Source organism: Nostoc sp., assembly GCF_036916985.1.
Taxonomy (GTDB): Bacteria; Cyanobacteriota; Cyanobacteriia; order Cyanobacteriales; family Nostocaceae; genus Nostoc.
Map to the genome: position 1 here is coordinate 19,301 of NZ_JBALFD010000070.1, position 24,244 is coordinate 43,544.

Genomic DNA, 24,244 nt, shown 5'->3' on the forward strand with positions numbered 1-24,244 from the left:
ATTTCTTTTCGCCCACATTCGCGTAGTGTCTCGTAGCTATAGCGGGATGTTCGCGATCGCATCTCTAAGAGTTGTACGATTTTAACCTATACTTAGAGGCCTGTGGACTCGCTGGCAGAGGCTCTCCTAGAGAAGAGACTGCGCTATCCGCCACTCGTACAGAATACCTAACTGAATTCTGACTTCTTCTTGAAAAAATTGATATCATGTGGTATTTATCTATCTTCCAGCGCTTTCGGCAACTGCTACAACCACGGCGTCGTTTAGCAATTTTTGAAGCTTGTCTGATTGGTTTGGTTTCTGCTCTTGGAGCAGTCTTACTCAAATCGGGGGTGGGATTGCTAGGCGCTTGGCGAGTGCAGACATCGCTACTGCTACCAGCTTGGTTAGTGCTGCCAGGTATCGGACTCGCTTGTGGATTCCTCGCGGGATGGCTAGTTGAGCGCGTAGCACCAGAAACTTCTGGGAGCGGCATTCCTCAAGTGAAAGCAGTGTTAGCGCGTATACCAATTGCTCTAGATTTGCGGGTTGCCGTGGTCAAGCTAGTGGGTGGTATTCTGGCACTAGGTTCTGGGCTAGCTTTAGGGCGGGAAGGGCCAACAGTTCAACTTAGCGCAGCTTTAGCAGCTCAACTTAGTCAGTGGTTTCCGACTTCACCAGACCACCGCCGCCAGTTGATTGCTGCTGGTGCAGGAGCCGGGTTAGCGGCTGCCTTCAATGCACCGATCGCAGGTGTATTATTTGTAGTAGAAGAACTGTTACAGGATTTTTCTGAATTTACTTTGGGCACTGCAATTCTGGCTTCTTTTATCGGTGCCGTTGTCTCGCGGGTATTGGGTGGTCGCAGTCTGGATCTCAATCTAGCATTAACTGCTTCCAAGACAGATTTTTTTGTTCAAGATATTCCCTTCTATTTGGTGTTGGGGGTTGTGGCTGGGTTGATGGGAGCGTTATTCAATCGCGGGATTATTGCCAGCTTAACTGTTTACCGCCGTTCTCTACGTTTTGGATTACCTGCTCGTGTGGCTTTAGCTGGGTTAGTGTCTGGGGTAATTGTGGCATTACTACCAGTAGCGTTTCGAGATAACACAGGACTGCGGGAAATTTTAATTACAGGTGAGGCAAGCTGGTCAATAGCTGCGATCGCCTTTGTCTCCCAGTTTATCTTAACTCTCGTAGCTTATGGCTCTGGTGTCCCAGGAGGATTATTTGCTCCGGCTTTAACCCTTGGGGCTGCTCTTGGCTACTTGGTGGGTATGGGAGAACACGCTCTGCTGCTTCCTTTCGGGATAGCGACTGGATTACCAATTACATACGCCTTGGCAGGAATGGGCGCTTTTTTTACTGCGGTGGCCAGAGTGCCAATGACGGGAATAGTCATTGTGTTTGAAATGACTACAGATTTCAACTTAGTACTGCCCTTAATGATTGGCTCTGTAACCTCGTATCTAGTTGCTGAAAAGTTAGCACCAGGCTCGCTATACGACAAACTTTTGGAGTGGAATGGCATCATTATCCAAAAAGCAGCACCAGTAGGGGGGATAATGACAAATTTGACAGCCAAAGATGTCATGCAGCAACAGGTAGAAACTCTGGATACAGAGATGCCTTTAGATGAAGTAATCCAAGCATTCGCCCGTTCTCATCATCGTGGCTTTCCAGTGGTAGAGGAGAGCAAACTTGTAGGGATTGTGACGCAATCAGATTTACTCAATATTCGCGATCGCAACTTAGCAAATAATACTCCCTTAGGGGAAATTATGACCACCACTCCGGTGACAGTAACACCGATCCACACCCTAAGCAATGTACTGTATTTACTCGATCGCTATCAAATCAGTCGCTTACCAGTGGTAAATGGACGAAAACTGATTGGGATTATTACCCGTGGAGATATTATTCGAGCGGAAGCAGACCATCTTAATGGTGCAAATGCGACCCCCAAATTACGACCAGATCCTTCATACATAGTTTACCAAACACGATCGCCGAGCACTGGTAGAGGTAGATTATTAGTGCCCGTAGCTAATCCCGAAACTGCGGGTATTTTATTGCTGATGGCAGCAGCGATTGCCCGCGATCGCCATTATGAAATAGATTGCGTCCAAGTGATGCTAATACCCCGCCACAGTTCCCCGTCGGAAACACAGGTAAGAACGGCAAAAAGTCGCCGCTTGCTACGACAAGCAGAAGTCTTAGCAAAAAAATGGCAAATTCCCCTGCACACGCAGATTCGAGTTACCCACGATGTCGCCCAAGCAATTTTAGAGACAATCAACGAACAACACATCGACCTAATCTTAATGGGATGGAAAGGTAGCACATCTACCCCAGGTAGGATTTTTGGTAACGCCGTAGATACCATCATTCGCCAAGCCACCTGCGAAGTTGTATTAGTAAAATTAGGCACTACTTCTCACTCCTCACTCGCCACTCAGCACTCGCCACTCAGCACTCAGCACTCCTTTAACAGCTGGCTAGTTCCAATGGCTGGAGGCCCCAATTCCCAACTGGCGATTAAATTGTTACCGGCTTTAATTACATTGGGAAATCAACCACAAATTCGTCTGACACAGGTGTTTAAACCATCTGAACTTAAGCCAGATATGTCAGTTTTAGAACAAGCCATTCGCCATTTGATGCGTCGGCGCAAATTGTCCAGCAGTGTAGTTGCTCTCCCAGTCCAAGCTAATTCAGTTGCAGAAGGTGTGATTAACCTAGTAAAAACCGAAGGTTATGATGTTGTGGTTTTGGGAGCTTCACGCGAGGGATTGTTGCAGCAGGCGATTCAAGGTAATATTCCAGAAGCGATCGCCTCTGGTGTAGAAAGTACAGTGATTTTGGTTAGGGGTGCAATTAATACTTAAAAAATCCGGCTCTTGCGTCCCTTTTATGGTAATTGAGGATTGATTGTAACAAAACCCTTGGTGGGCAAGGGTTATAAAGAATTATGGGACTGTTTTGAATGAAATGCTTATAGGATAAGGCTTTCAATGATTTTGAACCAGATTTTCCATATAAATAACCGAAGAGCCAATAATCCAAAGTTAATTGAACATCTACTAGGAGTTTTAAGAGGATGTTTGAAAAGTTTTCGGCGAATTAATAGGGGATCTAACCATCATTCCTCATTACTCTGATTTCAGTCCGTTGAAACGGACTTGAACTATTAGCCCGAAATTTATTTCAGGGCGGGAAAGCAACGCCAAACCAATGTTTTAGGGGTGATATAATGTCCGGTTATTTTTAATAATAAAATATACCAATAATTAGGGAAAAAATTATTGGTATTAGGATTGGGATAGCAACTATTAGTCCCCACTTCCCAAACTTAATTTCCTCACCCTCAGATTTTAAAAATGCAATCCAACCGACAACTCCCATTAAAATCCAAATAAACCCAAAGCCAAGAAATATAATAAATACTGAATCTTCCATTTTCAAAAATTTAAATTAAGTTTATATAGAAAACCTAGAAAATGAATTTTGATTCATCCCCCATTTTACTAAGACCTCAGATGCTAACTGCTATTAATTCACAGTTTCTATCGCTACATTTAATTCATCTCCCAAATCTTGAGAATGTTCTCACCACTACCACCACCAGCAATAGTTTGTCCATCTGGGCTGATGGCAACAGCATAAATGTATCCAGAACCCGTCTCTAAAGTGCGGATTTCTTTTCCTATAACTGGATTCCAAAGTTTGATTGTCTTGTCACTACTACCACTGACAAGGGTAACACCATTTGGATTTGCACTTGGTAAAAAGGCGACAGAATTAACCTTATCATTATGTCCCTTTAAGGTGTGGATTAACTTTCCTGTTTTCAGATTCCACAATTTAATTGTCTTGTCTTTACTGCCACTGGCAAGGGTGATACCATCAGGAGCAAAAGCGACTGAAAGAATCGAATCTGGATTTCCCCCTAAAGTGCGGATTAACTTTCCTGTCTCCAGATTCCACAATTTAATTGTCTTGTCCCAGCTACCGCTAGCAAGGGTTTTACCATCAGGACTGAAGGCGACAGATTGAACACCATTACTATGTCCCTCCAAAGTGCGGATTAACTTTCCTGTCTCCAGATTCCACAGTTTGATTTTCATATCCTTACTAGCGCTGCCACTAGCAAGGATTTTGCCATCAGGGCTGAAGGCTACTGAAGTAACTCCATCGCTATGTCCCTGTAAGGTGCGGATTAACTTTCCTGTCTTCACATTCCACAGCTTGATTGTTTTGTCCGCACTACCACTGGCAAGAGTCTTGCTATCAGGACTAAAGGCTACAGTCCAAATCCAATTGGTATGTCCTTCTAGAGTGCGGATTGCTTCTCCACTTGCTATATTCCAAAGCTTGATTGTCTTATCATCACTAGCACTGCCAAGGGTTGTGCCATCAGGACTGAAAGCTACGGAATTCACATCGCTGGAATGCCCCTTGAGAATTTTGGATAGAAAAGAATTTTTCGAGACGCTCTTTGGGGAAGGAATCGGCGAAGAAATCGACGGAGAAAATTCGCTCATTGTATGGGGGCGAGTTTGGAAATACCAAACTCCCCCTAACCCTAATATCAAAATGCTAGAACCTAACAGCAGTTGAGTTTTCAGATTGTTATTTGATTTTGATGAAACTGGCTCCTTGTTGACTGGGGTAGCTGTAAATGTTGGTGTAATTATAGTTGGGGGTACTGATGACGATAGTGGTAGCCGAGTTGTCAAGTCAGTGATGACTTCATCAGCCGATTGGTAACGCTTTTGGATGTCTTGTCGCAACAGCTTATCCAAAATTTCACCCAACTCTATAGACACAGAAATCCCATCCTTACCTGGACTGGTCAAATATTGTCGCCAAGATGAAACCCAACCATAACCTTGCTGTATCCACAATTGAGATGGGCGAACCCCGGTGAGTAAATGAAAACAAGTCGCCCCCAAACTGAATAAATCACTGCCTGGGTAAGCTTTTCCATCTTGCATTTGTTCCAGTGCAGTGTAACCGTGTGAGCCAATAACAGTACCCATTTTAGTCTGCACTGTTGCCGTCAGCTGCTTAGACGCTCCAAAATCAATTAGCACTAATCGTCCATCACTTCGACGGCGAATAATATTCTGTGGTTTGATATCCCGGTGAATCACTCCCCGCACATGGATAAACTTCAGCACAGGTAATAAATCTAGCAAAAATTCGCGAATCTCTATTTCGCTATAGCTTCCCCGCGTCTCCCATTCCTTAAGCAAATTTTGCCCATCGATAAACTGCTGTACCAAAAACAGATAATGATTTTGCTCAAAATAAGCCAATAAAGTTGGAATTTGCGGATGTTCTGCGAGTTCTTGTAGTCGGCTTGCTTCTTGTTTAAATAGCTGAGTAGCCTTTGTTAGTGGCCCAGTTCCCTGAAGTTTTGGTGCGAATTGCTTCACAACACAGCATTCATTAAGTTTGTGTACATCTTCTGCCAGATAGGTTCTACCAAATCCACCTTCATCTGACAACACCTGAATGGGACGATAGCGACCTCCCAGTAGGGGTATCAATTCCGCTCTACAACTGTGGCAATAGTTGTTTTTATCAGAATTTCGGGGGTTTTGGCAATCGGGATTCACACAACAGAGCATACTGGGAATCCATTTCAATTGGGGTATATATTCATCTTAAGTCATGCAGTATAATCTCTCTTGTTAGTAAATATCACTGAGATACCATACAAATCCCCAATTTCCTTACGTCATCAGGTATTGAACAATTTAGATAATTTGGAAGAATTTTTGATCGAGCCATGACTTTTGACAAATTAATCGGCGTAAGTTCTACTTGGGCATTACATCTAAAGTTTGCCATTTAGTCAATCTGACAAAAAATATCTGGGCAATAATCCGAAAAACAGCATTTTAGGTTTGTAGTTCAGTATATACTTACGAGATTGGATTTTATTCTAGTAATATAAATTGAGAATATAATTTCTCTGAATCTAATGATGGCAAATATTTGAGGTATGTAGAATATATGAATAAATTAGATTACAGGCAATTATTTTGGCAAGTCTCTAAGTGTATACGCTAAATTTACCTTTCCGTTTAAATAAGAATAATTCAGATTTATTTGCTGCGGTAAAAGCAGCAAATGATAAATAAAAATCATCCTATTTCTGAAAGACAAAATTATCAGCAAAACTAGGAGTGTAATTATGCTAGTAGAAACCCAAAAATCTCACCGCAAACTAAGTCAGATTTTAATTTGTTGCGTAAGTAGTAGTTTGTTAATTACAAGTAATGTGCTGCCTATAAATGCTTTGGGAAAACCTCAAAATTCTCAAGGCTTTATAATTGCCAAGTCACCCGATGAGAGACAACCAGAAGCAGTAAAAAAAGGAATTGAGCAAATTCCTGCTTCTCAAGCATCAGTATCTCCAAGACGGAAGATATCTGTTGATTCACCAATACAGCAGACTCCTGGTATATCGTCTAACACAGAAGATTCTCAGCCAACTTCTAGCGTTTCCAATGATAACTCTACTTCTAGATCATCTGGACGTAGGACTTCTAACTCAAACTCTAATCGTTCCAATGGTGGTACATCTAGATCATCTGGAGGTAGAACTGCTAACTCAAACGCAAATCGTTCTAATGGTAGCTCTGGAAGAGTTCGCAAGCCAAGTTCTAATGTAGCTACAAGTGGGAACCAAAATCTCGATAATTCAGCACTTTCTTCTGCAACACCTACTTATAAAGAGATTAACTTTGTAGATGTTGCATTGGGCATTCTGAGTAAAGGTGATTTTAAATCTGAAGGTAGATATTTTCATTTCTACCAGTTTGAAGGGAGAGAAAATCAATTAATCCAAATTAGGCTTGTTGGCAGTAATGATACACGCAGATCCAATAACTTGAGTTTAAAACCCTTGTTGTTTCTGCACGATCCTGATAATAATATCGTCGTCAAAAAAGGTGCTTTGGATAAAAGCAGTGGTGGCGATGATGCATTTATTTTTGCACGGCTGCCGAAGAATGGCATTTATAAGATTGCAGTTACTAGCCAAGCTCCCGGAGAGATAGGTCGCTATAGTTTGGCTTTGAGGAATGACAGAGCTAGCTATACTTTAGATGAATCAGATCAACTAACTGCCAAAAGCTCAACCCTGAAACAAAATGGCGGTGCTTACAATGTTTCTAATTTTCAAGGCAAAAAAAATCAGCTTGTAAGTATTCGTGTAGATAGTGTTGATGAAGAGTTTTCGCCTTATGTAGCTTTGCTAAATTCTCAAGGACAGGCGATCGCTATCGATAAAGACAAAGATAAAAATGGTGTGTACAGTGCTTTAATTGACCGAGCTAGGCTGCCTGAAGATGACACTTATTATATAGTTGTTACTTCCAAGAATCCACAGGAACGCGGTAGATATAGATTAACTATATTTTAATACCATTTCTGCATGAAGATATAAGGCCAAGGTGTACACACAAGTCCTTCTCACCCCCTCTAACTCCCCCTTGGGATCGGCTATGGTGTACACACAGGGTTTACTCAGCACTGGCTCAACCTTAGCTATCCGCTAACAGTACTCAGCACTCACTGAGACAACCGCCAAATCTTAATAGTGTTATCTTCACTACCACTGACAAGGGTTTTGTCATCAGGACTGAAGGTAACGGATGTCACGGTGTTGGTGTGCCCTGTCAATGTGAGAATTTCCTCTCCTGTGGTTGGATTCCACAGTTTGATGGTGCGATCGCGGCTACCACTAGCAAGAATTTTACCATCGGCGCTGAAGGCTACGGATGTGACTGTGTTGCTATGTCCCGCCAGTGTGTGAATTTCTCTACCAGTATGTAGATCCCAAAGTTTGATGGTGCGATCGCGGCTACCACTAGCTAAAGTTTTACCATCGGGGCTAATAGCCACGCTTGTTACTGTTTGAAAATTTTCTTCTAGTGTACGGATTGGGTATCCCTTTGTTAAATTCCAGATTTTGATCGTCTTATCAAAACTGCCACTAGCAAGAATCACGCTGTCGGGGCTGATGGCTACTGAACGCACCCAGAATGTATGCCCTGCTAGTGTCCGAATTTGCTCTCCTGTTGCTAAATCCCAAATTTTGATTGTGTTGTCATCACTACCAGTAACCAGAGTCTCGCTATCAGCACTGATGGCTAGGGCATGAACTGAATCAGAATGCCCCATAAGAGTGCGAATTTGTTTTCGTGTTGTCAGATTCCAGATTTTGATGGTGTTGTCATCGCTGGCACTAACCAGAATTTTGCCATCTGGGCTAATTACCACGACATTCACCTGCTGAAAATGCCCGTTGAGTGAAGAGATTTGTTTTCCAGTTGCGAGATTCCAAAGTTTGATTGTGCTATTGTCGCCACTGCTGGCAATGGTTTTACCATCGGGGCTAATGGCGACAGATAAAACTGAGTTTTCGTGTGCTTGGAGGGTGTTAATTAGGGAAACCTGATCCAAAGTAATCTTTAGTGGTTGACTTAAAAGCGCTTCATCTTTGCCAGAATTATTATGGTGAATCAACCTAGAAACCAAAGTGGTCTGAATCTGGCGAAAATGTTTATACCAAGATTCTCCAAAGCCGAACAACATAATCAAAGCACTTACCAAGATTAAAATTCTCAGTAAGGGATAACTTTTTGGTAAAGATGGTGCCCTAGTTGGTGGTATTTTCCCAGATGATTTACCTGCTGGTGGTAAGGCTAGGAGTTGTTTTGGGGTCAAGTCTCTAAGGACTTCATCGGCTGACTGGTAACGTTCATGAATATCTTTTTTCAAAAGCTTGTCGATGACAAAATCCAACTCAGGATTTAATGGACTCCGTAAATATGCCCGCCAATTACTCACCCAGGCGTACCCAGATTCCATCCACAACTGAAAGGGCGAATTTCCCGTTAGCAGATGAAAGCAGGTAGCCCCCACACCAAACAAATCGCTGGCGGGGAAAGCTTTACCATCTCGAATCTGTTCTAGGGGAGAATAACCATGTGAACCAATGGATGTGCCAGATTTCTGCTGAACTTTAGCAGTGAATTGCTTTGAGGAACCAAAATCAATCAGACTTAATCGCCCATCACTTTTATGGCGGATAATATTTTCTGGCTTGATGTCCCGATGAATGACTTTGCGATCGTGGATAAATTTCAGGATGGGCAATAAATCTAGCAAAATAGATTGAATTTCCCTAGCGTTATAAGACTTGCGCTGTTGCAACTCCTTTAACAAATTCTCCCCATTGATAAACTGCTGCACCAAATATAGGCAGCCATCTTGCTCAAAGTAAGCTATTAAAGTTGGAATTTGGGGATGTTCCCCAAGGTCTTGTAGACGCTGGGCTTCTTCAGCAAACAACTCCATCGCCTTTTTTTGCGACCAAGTTCCTTGGAATTTTGGAGCTAACTGCTTGATAACACAACGTTCATTGAGTTTATCTACATCTTCTGATAGATAGGTTCTGCCAAATCCCCCCTCATCTGAAAGGACTCGGATCACACGGAAGCGATTTCTTAAAAGTGACACCAGCGGGGTGCTACAACTTTGGCAAAACTTCTTTCCATTGGAATTCAGGGGATTTGAGCAATCGGGATTTAAGCAGCAGATCATGATCTGACAGGCGCGACTGCATGACAACTTAGGCTAAGTTTGCCCCGAACTTTCCCTTAATAAAATTGACTCTCGGTTACTGGTGGTAGAAAACCCTGTTCTGGGGTTTGGGGAATTACTTATATAGTTAGCGTTTGTAAATAGTAGTCAGTCTTCCTCTTCTGGGGAAAACTACGAGAGCCATAAGATTAATTATTCTATCGATTATATAATAATTTGAATATAAATAATTTTCTGAAATATTAAACCTAGTAAATTTGCTTGTATATTGACAAGCAATAACTAACTAAGTATTGAAGATAAACCCTGATTAATTAATCATCACTGAATATCAAGTATAGTTAAAATAATTACTAAATTTGTTTTGGCTATTTTAAATTGCAGATGATTAGTTATTCATTTGATACTTTAGATAAAAAAGGCTTCTAACTGTGCCATTGTGTTTCCTTGATCCTTGCTCTCCATTTCCGAATGGCACTAGCAGTTCTGACTACAGGTGGCACGTATACATCATAATTTTCGTATTGTGTAATTTCGTGTTTTGTAATTTCATATTTGGTATTTTCGTGTTGTGTAATACTTCTATTATTCAATTTTTGGGTAGTTAAACAGTTCGCCAAAGTAAGTGAATAGCTGTCATTCCCTAAAGCTTTAATTACTTCATCAGCAGTCTTAAATCGATCCTCTAAGGTAATTTTCACCATCTTTCCTAAAATCTGGGCGAAACTGTTACTGATATTTACGTGTTTTTGCCAAGATATTTCACCAGTGTTATGGTCGTAATCCAGTTCTAAAGGACTTTTTGCAGTCAACATATAAATACAAGTTATACCCAGTGCATAAATATCACTGGCATAAACTGGACGCAGAGAAAACTGTTCAGGTGGTGCAAATCCCCTAGTACCGATAAAGTTGGTATTTGCGTGATTCATTGAGTTTTCACAAGCATCAGCTAATTGCTCTTTCACCGCACCAAAATCAATCAGCACTACCCGCCCGTCATACTCACACCGCAATAAATTCTGGGGCTTAATATCCCGATGAATCACATGATGTTTATGAAGATACTGTAATACAGGTAATAATTCCTGGAGAAATTGCTTAACTGAGGCTTCACTTTTGGCCCCAGTTTGCCGCACTTCTCGCGCTAAAGTCAAACCCGGCACGTATTCTTGAATTAAAAAAAACTCCCCACTCGCCTGAAAGTAGTCTAATAGCATGGGAATTTGCGAATGACTACCGAGTTGACCCAAAGTTCTTGCTTCTTTTTCAAAGCGCATACATGCCCTTTGCCAACTTTGGGGGCTAGTTACTTTCGGACAAAGTTGTTTAATGACACACAGGGGATTCCCAGGTAATACGGCATTTTTGGCTAAAAAAGTGACACCAAAACCACCTCGTCCCAAAATTTGCAGTATTTCGTAGCGATCGCGAAATAACCTTTTAGAACCACACATCTGACCAAGCTGAGTTTGCTGTGAAATAATCTGTTGAGAATTTGTTATTTTCTGAGAAAAGCGATTCATTAGTATAAAATATCTGCTCTGAAATGTCTCTAATTCTACGACAATTTTTTACTGGCAACAGTAAAATTACTGGGTCTTTGCCAAATCCTCATTAGTCTTCTATTAAAAATTTAAAAAGTAAAAATAAATTTTTGTATAACTAAGTAAGTTGGCAATGATAAATCAAACTATGTTAATACCGTTTTTGCTTCTGTTAGCGCAGCAGAGCGTAGCTCATGCTGACCAGAGCTTTCGGAGTCTCTAGCTCCGCTCCTAGATTCTGAATTCTGCTGTATATTTATTTAGCTTATATTCTCTAAAAGAAATCCAAAATGCCGTTTTTAAGCAATTTTACTGATTTTGCTTCAAACTAAGAATATAGTCAACACCAATTTTCAAACGGAGAAGGTTAATATATGAGTTTGATAGATGGTATATTCCTGACGCTGTTAAATACTGTTGCCTGCCTAGCACTGCCTAAGCTGCTATCTGTAATTCTGCATGGCAAAAGTCAATACACTGAACCATTGCCATCTGCTTCACAAGATTAAAACTGTGAAATTGCCAGTTTTTCTTAGTGTTAACTGACTTTATCTATATGCGATCTATTCGTGGGTCTTCTATTTCCAAAAAATGGTCAGCAATTGTGATTTTCGGCTTGAGCTTCATAGAGAGGAGATGGGAGAACGTAATCCTTCTTTCTGATAAATGTGAGAATACCACGTTCTTTAACAGGTAGCCGTCCCAATACTGCTCGCTTCGTGGATTTTTAACTCGGAATTGGGTTTTGGGTAAAGGTTAAAGGGTAAAGGTTTTTTCTTTCCCCTTTCCCCCTTCCCCTTTTCCCCAAAACCCGACAAGTATTGGTAGCCGTCCTGACTTTTTACGCCATCTGTAAAAGTCACTTTGATCAGTTAGCGATCGCATAAATTGAGTTTTTCTTTGCGCTGATCTTCTCGTGATTCATTTTCATTAATCTAAAACTATTTATAATCAGACTGTGAGAAATCCGAGTTCAATCAATCGATGGTATTCTGCGAGCGCAAATCGTTTCGGTGTCATAGCATTCATGAGACATCTTTCCAATACTATTTGTACACTAGCAGAGATTAAACTGACTGCGATTTCAATGCCTCAAATTGCTGCCAACAAAGGTACAATGCACGCGGTACGTGAAAACATCCTTTCCATTTGCCGCCTTTAAGGTTCAACAATACTTCTCCACGCCGATTCAGATAGCCAAACCATTCACCGTACTCGGAATCAGCAAAGTGTGACCAGGCATAATCGTGCATCTTTTGATACCATTCCCAACACACCTCACGCCCTGTCAGGCAATAGCCCATTGCTAATGCAACCAATGATTCTAGGTGAACCCACCACAGTTTTTGATCCCATTCCAATTGTTGTGGGAGATGACCGTCTGCATCCATAAAGTAATACAAGCCGCCATACTCGCTATCCCAAGCAAAATTCAAGATATTTAGCACCACATCAACGGCTTGGTTAATAGTTTTGGTGTCGTTTTTCCGACGCGCGATGTCCATGATAAACCACATCGCTTCGATACCGTGACCTGGATTAATCAGCCTTCCCTCAAAACAATCGATGTGAGAACCTTCAGGGGAAACGTTTTCATACATTAGTCCCCGTTCTGGGTCGAGAAAATCGGTCATCACTTCGCGGACAGTTTCAGCTAGGACATTTTCTAAGGTTTGCTTTGGCAGCAACCATTCCATTTCTAGAGTTAGGTTGGCTAAAATCATCGGTACAGCCAATGATTTCATCGGGCGTGTATTGGGGTAGGTTTTATTATATTTGCCCTTGGGGTTGTCTTTGCGGCGTAATACGTTGTTATAAGCCTGCATTGCCACATCCTTTGCCCATTCTTCACCACCAGCGAGTGCATATTGACTAAATGCCATCGCCGCAAAACAATCAGAAAAGATATTGTAAGGCTGAACCAGTGGTTTACCTTCACGGGTGAGGGCAAAGTACCAATTACCATCGCTATCTCTGCCATGTTGGGCGAGAAAATTAGCACCATTACTGGCAATTTTTAGCCAATTTTCGCGCTTTTCTAGCTGGTTGTAAAGCATCGAGAAAGTCCACACCTGGCGGTTTTGCAGCCAGATGAATTTGTCTGTATCATAAATTTTGCCTTCGCGATCGAGGCAGGTGAAATAGCCGCCTTGCTGCCAATCGAGAGAATATTTTTCCCAAAAGGGGAGTACGTCGTTGAGGAGAGCATTTTTGTAAAGTTCAGCGTAGGCGTAGCCCGTCGGAGGCATCGCTTGAAAGTCATTCTCCATAAATTTGCTCCCCTTTTATACCAAAACCAACAGCTTAACAGTTATCATATTTTGGCTCGAACATGGAGCGTTCGCGTCAGTCTTTTACAAGATTTAGTTAGCAGTAGTTCTTCTATCTTGGATCTTGCACCATTTTCAATAATCGTAGGGTAGTTTTTTAGACAGAGGTGGTTATGAGTCAGATTGAACGAGTTGCGATCGTTGGAGGAAACCACGGTAATGAGTTAACAGGAGTACATTTAGTCAAAAAGTTTCAGCAGTATCCTAATTTAATCAATAGATCAAGTTTTGAAACTCTGGCATTACTTGGCAATCTTAAAGCTATTGAAGAAGGCAAACGATACATTGAAAAAGATTTAAATCGTTGCTTCACTAATCAAGGCTTACAAAATCTCCAACTCTCAAGTTATGAAGATACGCGGGCAAAAGTAATTCAACAGATATTGCAACCGCAAAATCAGCCTTTTGTAGATGTAATTATTGATTTGCACAGCACAACTGCCAACATGGGGTTAAGTCTGATTTTTTGCGATATGCATCCTTTATTACTTCGGTTAGGTGCTTATTTAAGTTCTATCAATCCTTTAGTGAAAGTCTATATTAATCAGGAATCCAAAGAAAATGGTTTTCTCCGTTCTTTGTGTGAATTGGGTTTTGTTATAGAAGTTGGGGCTGTGGCTCAGAATATATTAAACGCCGAATTATTTCAGAAAACAGAACAGCTTATTTATGCGGTTTTAGACTATTTTGAAAGGTGCAACCAGGGGAATATTCCGCAGACAAGCAGCCAGCTTACACTTTATAAATATATTAGAACTGTGGATTATCCTAGAAGCAATGCCTACGGAGGGCTGCACCTACGAGGGGAGATTCAAGCGATGATTCACCCCCAGCTTCAGTTTAGGGATTATGAACCTTTGAATCCAGGCGATCCAATGTTTCTGACTTTTGAAGGCAAAGATATTTTCTATGAGGGAACGTCTACTGTTTATCCTATTTTTATTAATGAAGCAGCTTATTACGAGAAAGGAATTGCGATGCATCTAACTCAAAAGCAGCAAGAGGCCGTTTAATTTATTCGTCCTTCTCACCAAGATTGCAAATCAGCCTCATAATTATCTGGAGCTTCTCATAATAGGTAGTCTTGATAAACCAGCTTTACTACCAACGCTTTCCTCATCTCATGCACATTTAGGCTTTGAGCGATCAATTCTTGCAGCTGTCATTACTGATTATATGCAGGAACTCACTAAATTTTCTTTTTTAAGCTGTTCTTTCGCTAAAGCCAATGCTTGATGAGCATTTTTAAACTTAGTTGCATCTGTAAAATTATGACCAAAACGCTGTAAGTAAGCTTCCAGATATCGAATACGTAAGCGTGGATTGGCTGGACTCACAAGAAAAGGGAGGTCAGCTTCAACCATAAACCGGATAGCTAACAAAGGGATAGGGCTATGAAGTGGACGAAAGTTTGGATTGTGCAGACCAGGACTTTCATTACGTTTATGAAATTCTCCTATCATCAGTCCTGACTCAACAAACAAAGGTTTAAGTTTTTGTTGGATACTATCTACTACTATAGAAGCATCATCTATATGGATATCAGGCAAGATAAGTAAAAAAGCTTTATTAATTGCTAATTCCTGCTCATTATTATCTATTTCTAGAAATATATCTCGGTAGCGTCCAACAACCTCTTCTAATTGTTCTGGATACAAATTTTCTGTGTGAATAACTGCTAAACGAATACTATTTGACTTGAGAGAGTAAGGAACAAAAGGGCAAACTGCGCCGGGTCTGCCTAAGTTAGGATGAGGTTTTCCTAGAAAATTTTTCACCCACTCCATAATTTCAATTAAGGGAGAAAGGTCTTCGTGCTGTTGAAGTTGTTCGATTTCACGAGTTGTATAGAGTTGCATAGGCTTGACTGAAATTGAGTAATTGTTTAATTCTGAATCCGAAATTAGTTTTGCTATATCATGTGCCTAAAATTCTTTGTTGCCTGAGTAAATGAAAACAAGAATTGAGGTTTTTCTGTTGTGTTCATCTGTAGTTTTTCGTGGATAAATTTGAATAGTTTTGTACTACAAAAGGCATGAACATATTTGGCACTAAGCAACTTGTGTTCATTGATTTTTGGCATTTTAGCTGGAATACAAATGTATTATCCAGCAGATGCTCCTCATTTTTACACTCTCAAGCTTCTATTATTTTTAACGAAAATATTATGAAGTTTATATCTAAATAGTTATTTTTACTGTGAAAATTTAGTATTGCTTTAATAGCAACTATAAGTTTATTAGCAGGTTGGTATACTTTTATCTAAGTAAAACCATCAAAATTCAGCCCAATTTTATTGTGCAAACTGATTTACAACAGTTTGCACGTAAGTGAGGTAGAAAATGTAAGACTCACGCATCAGATATAAAGAGTTTCTACCTCCTGCCTCAAAATCTGTAACTTTATACTTCATGTAAGAGAAAACTGCTGTATCTATTAATCGTAGGGAAGGCAGGATGAGAGGCAATACTTTTCGGTTAAGACAAGAGACGCGATGAATCGCCGTCTTTATAATAATCAGTCTTTCGTCTTGAGGGCGATTTATCGCGTCTTTGTATTGGATATTTTTTTATTTGGAAGTCCGTTAAAGCTTATTTGTCAACAAATTCTTTTACTACTGCCATAGCATCAGGAGGAATCTCCGTAATGAGACGAAATGGAAATGCAGCAGTTGAAGCAAACTGAGCATAATCTGATGTCAAAAAGACAGCGTAGTTTTTAGCTTCTGGAGTCATCTGTGCAGCAAAGGCTAAAACTATAGCTTTAACGTACTTGCGAACATCTGCTGCTTGTTCACCCACAACTTCACCGCCACTAATCGGTGTATTAGGTTGTCCTATCTGATCTAAAGTGGTGCTGGGGTCTTTGACGCTCAAATGAGTGCCTCCAACTATACCAACTAGCCATTTGGGGGATGGGATTTTGTTAAATCCCACAATCTGTTCAGTTAAAGCTGGGGTGGTTTTATCGGCGGAACCTGTTAACACTAGAGTAGGAACTTGTATTTTAGTTAACCCAGTTTCACCAAAAATTAGAGAAGTTGTAGGATTGAAAGCGATCGCCTGTTTTATTCTGGGATCTCGTAGTTGATAACTATTTTCTGGTAGTTCTTGAGCGATGCACTGCATATCTTCTCCCAGACTCAAGACAGCCAAGTTCTTTTGACAGCGTTGTTTAAGATGTTCTAGTTGTAACTCGGCTCCAGCGAGTGCTAAAGCTGTACCACCGCCAAAAGAATAGCCAATAATCATCGCTTTATTGGTTGCAAGTTTCCCTTGCAGCGGATGATTAGCCGTTTGGTTGAGCTTTTCTAGTTCGTCGAGAACAAAACTAATATCTTGAGGGCGATCCAAAAACTCCTGAGGCTTCATAACTCTGGTTTTGCCTTGGAACGCTAAGTCAGTATTTGCCTGATTACTACCGGGATGTTCTAAAGCTGCAACTACATAACCGTGGGATGCTAAATGTTCTGCTAAGTAACGCAAGTCTGTGCGGACTGACGCGAAGCCATGAGAAAGGACAATTACGGGTTTGTCGGCAGTTGCAGCAGTTGACCAATAAATATCAACTGGAATTTGGCGATCGCGCTTTTGGTCATTCAGGCTTAAATTGAGTATTTTTACTTGAGCGTTTCCTGGTTGGCTGGGATCAAAAGGGAAAGCAATCTGTGGTGTTTTAGAATCAAGTTGCAAAGCGATGTCTGACGACAAGCCGCTACGCGTCAACGCTAGCATAAATTGTTGAGTACGCCAAAAAGCTGTATTCAAACTCCCTGCAACTAAAAAAGCCTGTGGCAAATCAATTTCTAGGCGTTTACTGGGATAAGCGGCAATAAAACTTAGTATAGAAAGACCCTGCGGTGCAGTAGAACCTAATACCAATCCGGCTCTCAGTGCTTGTACCCCGGCTTTATCCCTTCTGGCTAAGGCCGTAGCGAAGTCATTGAGAATAGTTGTGCCAATCCGACTATTAACTAACTTATCAACGGTGACAATATTCATCGGTATATTCATACCCAACGCCCCCAGGAAGAAGCGGCGTTGTTGTTCAGATAATTCTTTAGTGTAGGGCTGCAAACTCTCAGGCAATTCCCCAGTTTTTGCAGCCTTTTGCAACTCAGTAAGAGAGATGGACTCTGTAAATAAGCCCAAACGCACAATCACTGTGTCAGCCGCAATGACCGAAGCATTTCCCCCGAACTGTGTAAGTACAATCGCACCTAAGAAACCCGCAACTGTCTTAAGACTTCCCCAATTTCTTCCCATAAATATTTATACCAAGTGTTACTTACGGGAATATAACGGATATTTGTGTATTTGACTACCCTATTAATGGCTGAGAAATAAAAGTAAATTTTTTCCTGAAGTCGATGGCGATGTCTACGATGGGCTACGCCTACGCCCAGATATCCTTAAAGTATCTGCTGATGGGAAAAAAGCCCATAAAAAGCAACAAATTGTAGAATTCATCACAGCTAAAAAATTGAGCATAAATCAGTGTTAATAGCCACAAAAGCCTAATTGTTTCTCCGCTAGGTTTAATACTATAACAGCGACAATTAAAAATTAGTTATTCAGAGCAATTTATGTATGGGATTAATCCAAAATATAAAATTGAGTATAAGTTTTGATAATACGAAAACTTAAAGGCAAATTAATGTTTTATCTTTGACCTTTGGAGCATGTTGCAGGTAGATAGTCTTAGTGCTGTAGCTGCATTATCATTACTCATCAAATTCTACCAGCCGCATCAACAATTTCTCTTGGTTTTATGCGTCGCAGACTCCGCTATATTTTACTTTTGCTGCTCTCCCTGAGTATTATTACATTGTGGTGGACTGTGAATGATTCTGATTGCAATTTCGAGCCTTTTCTAGCATCAAAAACTACAAAATTCCAAGTACATGCTACTAAAGTTATTATTCAGCCGTGGCGTGGTCGTCACCACGTATATGGAATATTTATGATTCCTGATGAATACAAACAAGCTCCATTTTTTGTGGTGACAGTTCAAGGTGCTGGTAGTTATTGTTCCAAACAATCTGGTTATCAAAAAAACTTTGATGATATCTTTGCTGAACCAGGAACTTATCTAGTCAGAAAGTTTATTAGAACTCGAATAGCTCTGCGGCTAATTCTCCAAGGTTCGTACTTTCAACTCAATGATAAACAGAACTGGACATTGACTTTCCCGGAACAAAAGACTAGTACCGCAAGGCGTAATTCGTAATTCGTAATTCGTAATTAATTGTTTACAAGGATTTCAGACATTTAAAATGGGTGGCTTATTTCCGCCGCGCTGTAGTAGTCAACATAATTCATAAGTCGGTTTTCTCTAACAAGGTAGTCGTAGCATTGACTACAATCTGTGCTGCTCCTGTGAAGAACGACCGCTCGATAGTCGCTGGAACATCGCTAGGTTTATGATAGTACGGAGTACGTAAATTTGCGGTATCTGTTACTAGCACAGCACCCACGCCCTGATACCAAAATGGTGCATGGTCGCTGCGTAGAGTATCGGGTGTCAGTAAACCTTTAAAAGGAATCGGCAATGTTAGCACTGCTGGCAGATTTGATTCCTGTTTATTCAGGGCAGTTAATGGGATATTCTGTGAGTTTTGAAAGGCACTCAGTAAAGATAAATGTTCTGTATCACCGATTACTGCTAAAAAGTCGCCTTTGTCGCTAGGTGGCTTAACAGGCAGTCCAGCAGGGTATTTCTGACATCCAGCAGTGTAACAAGCATAACCTACCATATCCATAACGATCGCTCCGCCTAAGTTTTGTAAGCGTGCTGTCTTGCTAACGAAAGCCTGACTACCTAAAAGTCCTGCTTCTTCTTGGTCAAAAAAAGCTAGCTGTAATGTTCGTGGCGTGGGGTAGGAACCGAGTAATCGGGCGACTTCCAGCACTACGGCTACACCACTGGCGTTATCATCAGCACCGGGGGATGAGGCAACAGTGTCGTAATGCGCTGCTACGAGAATTGCTTTTGCAGCTTTGTTAGTTCCTGGACGTTCGGCAAAAATATTCACACCATCGGAGAACTTTTCTAATTTAGGCTTCCAGCCTAATTTTTTTAGTTCAGTTGTGATATAAGTGCGAGTAAGCGATCGCTCTGTTGTAGTGTAGCGCTGAAAATTTAACTTTTGGATATGGGTTAACAGCTTGTCAGTAGATACTTGTAGGATATTGTTAACTTCTTTCGACTCTGGCTGTGGTTGAGGTGTTTCTACTGGAATGCGCTCAACAATCGTCGGTGAGGGAGGCTGTTCAAAAAACGTGCTACCTCTGCTACCCACCACCACAACTGCCATCAGCGCTAACAGTATCAGCCAAATCCATTTTTTCATTATGATTTATCCTTGGCTTCCTGACTTAGGGTAGCGCAAATCTACAAGCATAACTTTCCAGAATTGCTAGGAAGGGTTTAATATTTCGGTTCCCTAAATGATTAAGGAACAAACAATCAATACATTTGCGTCTGCCTTTACATCTGTTTCAAAAGACAAATATTAAATTAATTCCGACTCGTGAAGTTTTGGAATTATATGCTTTATAAGAAGAATTCAGAACTCAGGAGCGGAGCCGGAGACGCTCCGCCTCCGGTCAGAATTCAGTATGAATTCTGTACGAGTGGGTAATGAATATTAGTTAGGGTAGAGTATTCTGAATTCTGAATTATGACTACTGGTTTATTATCAATTAGTAGCTGGATACCATTTTTTCGTTCTATATTAATATGAAATTCATGTTGAAAAACTACTTTAGCACCAATCAAGGACGGGTTTTTACGGCTTTAATTCTGACTGGACTTTTATCTGTTTCTAGCGGTTTTACACTTATCAAAGGTGCTGTGGGGGCTTCTGCGAACTTTTCTTTAGAAACAAGCAATGAAGTCCTCAAAGACAATATTAAACCAAACCGCTTGCCAAGTCTAGTAGCTAATGCAGTACTGCGAGATTTAGCCCGTAGACAGGGAATTTCAACCAGAGAACTGCAAATTATTAACTATAATCAACAGACTTGGCGCAATGGGTGCTTAGAACTGCCTCAATCGGATGAAATCTGTACCCAAGCATTAATTCCAGGTTGGCGAATTGTGGTATCTAATGGCAAACAAAATTGGATTTATCATACCAATAGCAATGGGCGATCGCTACGTTTAGCTTCGGCAAACACTCCCTCAGAAAATCTGCCAGATCAACTACCCACATCTGTAAAAAATGCTGTTTTACAAGCTACATCTAGACGTTTGCAACAGCCAATTTCTCAGCTAACGATTATTCAGGCTCAACAGCAAACTTGGAGAGATAGCTGTTTAGAATTAGCTAATGCCGATGAATTTTGTACTCAAGCTTTAGTATCAGGCTGGCGAGTGGTTATCGGCGCAGTTGACCAAACCTTGGTTTATCATACCAATCAAACAGGTTCTTTACTCCGGCTCAATCAAAAGGCTAACGAAAGTACACTGTCCCCTGTGCAAATTCCAGTTAGCGAGTTACCGCCACCGTTAGATCGAGATATAGTCTTTCGGCAAATCTCCAGTGGTGGTTTTGCTGGCAGAACCTACGAGACTGTTTTACTCAAAGATGGGCGATTGATTCGCGTGCGGATTGGTGATGCCAATGATTCTGAGCGTAGTGTTCGCCGTGTTTCTGTGCAACAGGTAAAACAATTTGTGCGATCGCTAGAACGTTCTAAGTTTAGTAAATTTAAGAATTTGAGTTACCCAGCCCCCAGCGGTGCTGCTGATTATATCACCTATACTCTGACTAGCCAAGAGGGTACGGTTCAGTACAACGATATTTCCCAAAATAATCTACCCAAGAATTTACAGACAGTAGTTAAAGCCTGGAATCAACTCGCAGCCAGCGCACAATCATAAATCTCCTCGATGGAATTGAAAAAGGTATTGGGGACTGGGGATTAGGGACTGGGGACTGGGGACTGGGAAAGCACTATCTGTTAATCGCTAGAATTCAGAATTGAATTCTAGCAACTTCTATTTTGTTAAAGTTAAAGATGAAGACTACTATTGAGTACAAACCTTCAAAATTACACTATTATATTCAATTGTCAATCATCCAAAAGAAATACATTCAAAATATTACGCGAGCTTATTTATGCCCACTTACTTAAGCAAGGTGTAGGGGCAATACCCTGCGGGTGTACCTCATATGAACGAGAACCGCTATATCGCAAAAATTAGAGGTTTTTTCTTCCTATTTCTTAAAATCTTCTCTTCCTCTAAATCTTCCTTTTAAAGATAAGTCTAAAGTTTGTTTCCATACCATAATGAAAGACCAAGTATTAGACCGGATTTTTAACAAACCTTCTTTTCCCCTTAAATTTGAACGCCTAGAACTGGATGAGAATTTTTGCATTATCGATACATCCGAGCAAGTGCAACGGTTTGCAAAACATCCTGAGGACGTGATTCGGGGAAAAGATATCCGGCTAAGTTTTCCTGAGTTGAGAGGACTTGAAAATATCCTGAAATCTCTTCTACAAGGAGAGAAAGAACTGTTTGAATTACAAGCAATTGAACGATATTCAGAGCAGAATATTTCTGTATATATAGATATATATATTATCGGCGAACAGCAAGAAAATAAATTAATTATCCTGATTGAAGATGTTACCGACAGGCTTGTTTTAAAGCAAAAACTAGCACAGCAAGCTAATGAAACTAATCTGCTATCAAGTGCTTTAATCTCATGTGAAAACTACATGGAACAAGTAATCACTTCAATGGCAGATGCTTTGTTAGTAACCAGTAACACAGGAAAAATAAAAAGAATTAATCATGCTGCTCAAAAACTATTTGGTTTTAAGGAAGAAGAATTAATTAATCAACCAATATCAATGATTATTGATAATAATCATATATTACTAAAAGCTATTTATCAGCATTCTTATTTAAAGCGAAATTTACAGAATATAGAGGTAGTTTGTCGAACAAAAACTAGAGAAAAGCTGTTGATTGCTTTTTCTTGCTCAGTGATTGCAAAAAAAACAGAAGGACTAGAAGATATTGTCTACATTGGTCGAGATATTACTGCTTGGCAGCACCGAGAACAGCGTACAAGTGCCCAATATGCTATCACTCGCATATTATCAGAATCTCAAAGTATTAAGCAGGTAATTCCGCAAATTTTGCAGTCGATTTGTCAAAACTTAGGGTGGGATTTAGCCGAGCTTTGGACACCAAGTCAATATATTGGCACTTCAGTACCAGGAGATAGTCTTAATGCAGTACTAAGGTGTGTGGAAATTTGGTCAAGTCGATTGATTTCTGTCCGAGAATTTAAAGCAATCACATGGCAAACTACCTATACGCCTGGCGCTGGCTTACCTGGTCGAATTTGGATTAGACGTTTGCCTTTGTGGATTAAAGATATCACAGAAGATAGAGATAAAAGTCGATCGCAAGCCGCGACTGAGGCTGGATTACACGCAGCTTTTGGCTTCCCGATCTTAGATGATAGTCAAATCTTAGGAGTGATGGTTTTCTTCAGTCGGGACGTACAACCAAAAGATAAAGACCTCTTGCAAATGATGGGTTCTATTGGTAGCCAAATCGCCCAGTTTATCAAACGCAAACAAGTAGAAAATGCTCTAAGAGAAAGTGAAGAACGATATCGAGATTTATTTGAAAATGCTAATGACTTGATTCAAGCTGTCAATGCTTATGGGCGTTTTTTGTATGTTAATCGTGCTTGGCGAGAAACTTTGGGATACAGCGAAGCCGAAATTGCGAATATGAATATTTTTGATATTATACATCCAGAGTTTAAACAACACTGTTTGCAAAGGTTTTATCGGGTGCTATCAGGAGAAAAGCTTGGGCAAGTAACAGCTACATTCGTTACTAAAAATGGTCAAACAATCTTTCTAGAAGGTAACATTAACTGTAAATTTATCGAAGGTCATCCGGTTGCGATTCGCGGCATTTTTCGCAATGTCACCCAGCGACTAGCAGCAGAAGCAGCGCTGCGCCAACAGCAAGAAGAAACCGAACGTTTATTGCTGAATCTTTTGCCAGCAGCAATTTCCAAAGAAATTCAAGAAGAAGCAGCTAGTATTGCCGAAGACTTTATTGATGTCACAGTTTTATTTGCAGATATCATCGGCTTTAGCGAAATTGCTGCTTATATGAGTGCAATTCAACTAGTGAACTTACTCAACCCAATTTTCTCAGCTTTCGATCGCCTCACCGAAAAACATGGTTTAGAGAGAATCAAGACTATTAACGATGCTTATATCGTAGTTGGCGGCTTGCACACACACCGCCAAGATTGTGCTAAAGCGATCGCTATTATGGCACTAGATATGCAAAATGCGATCGCTCTCTTCAATACTGAGAATAACCAAAACTTTAGCATCCGTATCGGCATCCATAGCGGTTCCGTAGTGGCAGAAGAAATCGATCTAAACGAGTTTACTTGCGATCTCTGGAGAGACACAGTAAACATCGCTAGCTGTATGGAATCCCAAGGTATTGCTGGTAAAATCCAGGTTACAGAAGATATTTATAAGTCCTTGTGTAATGAATTTTTATTTGAAAAGTGGGACGAAATTGAAGTTAAAGGCAAAGGGAAGATGACAACTTATTTGTTAATTGGACGGAAGGGATGAGGGGGATTGAAAAGATGCAGAGGGGCGGGGTGCGGGGGGCGGAGGAGAAAACTCTTCTCCCTTGCTCCCTGCCTCTTCCCTAATAGACATCTCCAGAAATTAAATATGCGTTACCCCCATAACC

Annotated in this window: 15 protein-coding genes; 7 read left to right on the top strand and 8 right to left on the bottom strand. The window is 40.7% G+C overall.

Annotation, left to right across the window (positions count from 1 at the left end):
- Window positions 1-206 precede the first annotated feature (206 nt).
- The gene (locus V7L07_RS23415) at window positions 207-2,867 is read left to right on the top strand and encodes a chloride channel protein (protein WP_335061245.1); all 2,661 of its coding nucleotides are present in this window, start codon (window positions 207-209) and stop codon (window positions 2,865-2,867) included.
- Between the two features lie 379 nt (window positions 2,868-3,246).
- Here V7L07_RS23415 and V7L07_RS23420 read toward each other — a convergent pair whose 3' ends face one another.
- Entirely contained in the window at window positions 3,247-3,438 is a 192-nt protein-coding gene (locus tag V7L07_RS23420) for a hypothetical protein (protein ID WP_335061246.1), read from the bottom strand.
- A 119-nt stretch (window positions 3,439-3,557) separates the two neighbouring features.
- The gene (locus tag V7L07_RS23425; protein ID WP_335061247.1) at window positions 3,558-5,615 is read right to left on the bottom strand and encodes a serine/threonine-protein kinase; all 2,058 of its coding nucleotides are present in this window, start codon (window positions 5,613-5,615) and stop codon (window positions 3,558-3,560) included.
- A gap of 569 nt (window positions 5,616-6,184) precedes the next feature.
- Between V7L07_RS23425 and V7L07_RS23430 the strand changes: the two genes are divergently transcribed.
- On the top strand, window positions 6,185-7,417 hold the full coding sequence (locus tag V7L07_RS23430; protein ID WP_335061248.1) for a peptidase: 1,233 nt from the start codon (window positions 6,185-6,187) through the stop codon (window positions 7,415-7,417).
- Window positions 7,418-7,566: 149 nt separating this feature from the next.
- On the opposite strand, the gene V7L07_RS23435 is transcribed toward V7L07_RS23430, so the two are convergent.
- The gene (locus V7L07_RS23435; protein WP_335061250.1) at window positions 7,567-9,603 is read right to left on the bottom strand and encodes a serine/threonine-protein kinase; all 2,037 of its coding nucleotides are present in this window, start codon (window positions 9,601-9,603) and stop codon (window positions 7,567-7,569) included.
- A 425-nt stretch (window positions 9,604-10,028) separates the two neighbouring features.
- Window positions 10,029-11,129: a serine/threonine-protein kinase gene (locus V7L07_RS23440; RefSeq protein WP_335061251.1), complete on the bottom strand. Its 1,101-nt coding sequence runs from the start codon at window positions 11,127-11,129 to the stop codon at window positions 10,029-10,031.
- 395 nt (window positions 11,130-11,524) lie between these two features.
- On the opposite strand from V7L07_RS23440, the gene V7L07_RS23445 reads away from it, so the two are divergent.
- Entirely contained in the window at window positions 11,525-11,659 is a 135-nt protein-coding gene (locus V7L07_RS23445) for a hypothetical protein (RefSeq protein WP_334778570.1), read from the top strand.
- 558 nt (window positions 11,660-12,217) lie between these two features.
- On the opposite strand, the gene V7L07_RS23450 is transcribed toward V7L07_RS23445, so the two are convergent.
- On the bottom strand, window positions 12,218-13,420 hold the full coding sequence (locus V7L07_RS23450) for an AGE family epimerase/isomerase (RefSeq protein WP_335061253.1): 1,203 nt from the start codon (window positions 13,418-13,420) through the stop codon (window positions 12,218-12,220).
- Between the two features lie 173 nt (window positions 13,421-13,593).
- Between V7L07_RS23450 and V7L07_RS23455 the strand changes: the two genes are divergently transcribed.
- Window positions 13,594-14,493, top strand: coding sequence for an aspartoacylase (locus tag V7L07_RS23455; RefSeq protein WP_335061254.1), 900 nt, complete (start codon window positions 13,594-13,596; stop codon window positions 14,491-14,493).
- A gap of 159 nt (window positions 14,494-14,652) precedes the next feature.
- On the opposite strand, the gene V7L07_RS23460 is transcribed toward V7L07_RS23455, so the two are convergent.
- Entirely contained in the window at window positions 14,653-15,339 is a 687-nt protein-coding gene (locus V7L07_RS23460; protein WP_335061255.1) for a DUF6875 domain-containing protein, read from the bottom strand.
- 732 nt (window positions 15,340-16,071) lie between these two features.
- Complete coding sequence (locus V7L07_RS23465; protein ID WP_335061256.1) at window positions 16,072-17,745, bottom strand: alpha/beta hydrolase; 1,674 nt, start codon at window positions 17,743-17,745, stop codon at window positions 16,072-16,074.
- Window positions 17,746-18,250: 505 nt separating this feature from the next.
- Here V7L07_RS23465 and V7L07_RS23470 point away from each other — a divergent pair.
- Window positions 18,251-18,709: a hypothetical protein gene (locus V7L07_RS23470; RefSeq protein ID WP_335061257.1), complete on the top strand. Its 459-nt coding sequence runs from the start codon at window positions 18,251-18,253 to the stop codon at window positions 18,707-18,709.
- Window positions 18,710-18,797: 88 nt separating this feature from the next.
- On the opposite strand, the gene V7L07_RS23475 is transcribed toward V7L07_RS23470, so the two are convergent.
- Window positions 18,798-19,832, bottom strand: coding sequence for a M28 family peptidase (locus V7L07_RS23475; protein WP_335061258.1), 1,035 nt, complete (start codon window positions 19,830-19,832; stop codon window positions 18,798-18,800).
- A gap of 389 nt (window positions 19,833-20,221) precedes the next feature.
- On the opposite strand from V7L07_RS23475, the gene V7L07_RS23480 reads away from it, so the two are divergent.
- Window positions 20,222-21,367 (top strand): hypothetical protein, encoded by a 1,146-nt coding sequence (locus V7L07_RS23480; RefSeq protein ID WP_335061259.1) that lies wholly within the window; start codon window positions 20,222-20,224, stop codon window positions 21,365-21,367.
- Window positions 21,368-21,777: 410 nt separating this feature from the next.
- Window positions 21,778-24,120: an adenylate/guanylate cyclase domain-containing protein gene (locus V7L07_RS23485; RefSeq protein WP_335061260.1), complete on the top strand. Its 2,343-nt coding sequence runs from the start codon at window positions 21,778-21,780 to the stop codon at window positions 24,118-24,120.
- The last annotated feature ends 124 nt before the right edge of the window (window positions 24,121-24,244 follow it).

Coding starts and splice junctions, on each gene's coding strand:
- V7L07_RS23455 (WP_335061254.1), top strand. CDS start 13,594: ATGAGTCAGATTGAACGAGTTGCGATCGTTGGAGGAAACCACGGTAAT.
- V7L07_RS23480 (WP_335061259.1), top strand. CDS start 20,222: ATGAAATTCATGTTGAAAAACTACTTTAGCACCAATCAAGGACGGGTT.
- V7L07_RS23415 (WP_335061245.1), top strand. CDS start 207: ATGTGGTATTTATCTATCTTCCAGCGCTTTCGGCAACTGCTACAACCA.
- V7L07_RS23450 (WP_335061253.1), bottom strand. CDS start 13,420: ATGGAGAATGACTTTCAAGCGATGCCTCCGACGGGCTACGCCTACGCT.
- V7L07_RS23470 (WP_335061257.1), top strand. CDS start 18,251: ATGCGTCGCAGACTCCGCTATATTTTACTTTTGCTGCTCTCCCTGAGT.
- V7L07_RS23430 (WP_335061248.1), top strand. CDS start 6,185: ATGCTAGTAGAAACCCAAAAATCTCACCGCAAACTAAGTCAGATTTTA.
- V7L07_RS23445 (WP_334778570.1), top strand. CDS start 11,525: ATGAGTTTGATAGATGGTATATTCCTGACGCTGTTAAATACTGTTGCC.
- V7L07_RS23420 (WP_335061246.1), bottom strand. CDS start 3,438: ATGGAAGATTCAGTATTTATTATATTTCTTGGCTTTGGGTTTATTTGG.
- V7L07_RS23440 (WP_335061251.1), bottom strand. CDS start 11,129: ATGAATCGCTTTTCTCAGAAAATAACAAATTCTCAACAGATTATTTCA.
- V7L07_RS23435 (WP_335061250.1), bottom strand. CDS start 9,603: ATGATCTGCTGCTTAAATCCCGATTGCTCAAATCCCCTGAATTCCAAT.
- V7L07_RS23465 (WP_335061256.1), bottom strand. CDS start 17,745: ATGGGAAGAAATTGGGGAAGTCTTAAGACAGTTGCGGGTTTCTTAGGT.
- V7L07_RS23425 (WP_335061247.1), bottom strand. CDS start 5,615: ATGCTCTGTTGTGTGAATCCCGATTGCCAAAACCCCCGAAATTCTGAT.
- V7L07_RS23485 (WP_335061260.1), top strand. CDS start 21,778: ATGAAAGACCAAGTATTAGACCGGATTTTTAACAAACCTTCTTTTCCC.
- V7L07_RS23475 (WP_335061258.1), bottom strand. CDS start 19,832: ATGAAAAAATGGATTTGGCTGATACTGTTAGCGCTGATGGCAGTTGTG.
- V7L07_RS23460 (WP_335061255.1), bottom strand. CDS start 15,339: ATGCAACTCTATACAACTCGTGAAATCGAACAACTTCAACAGCACGAA.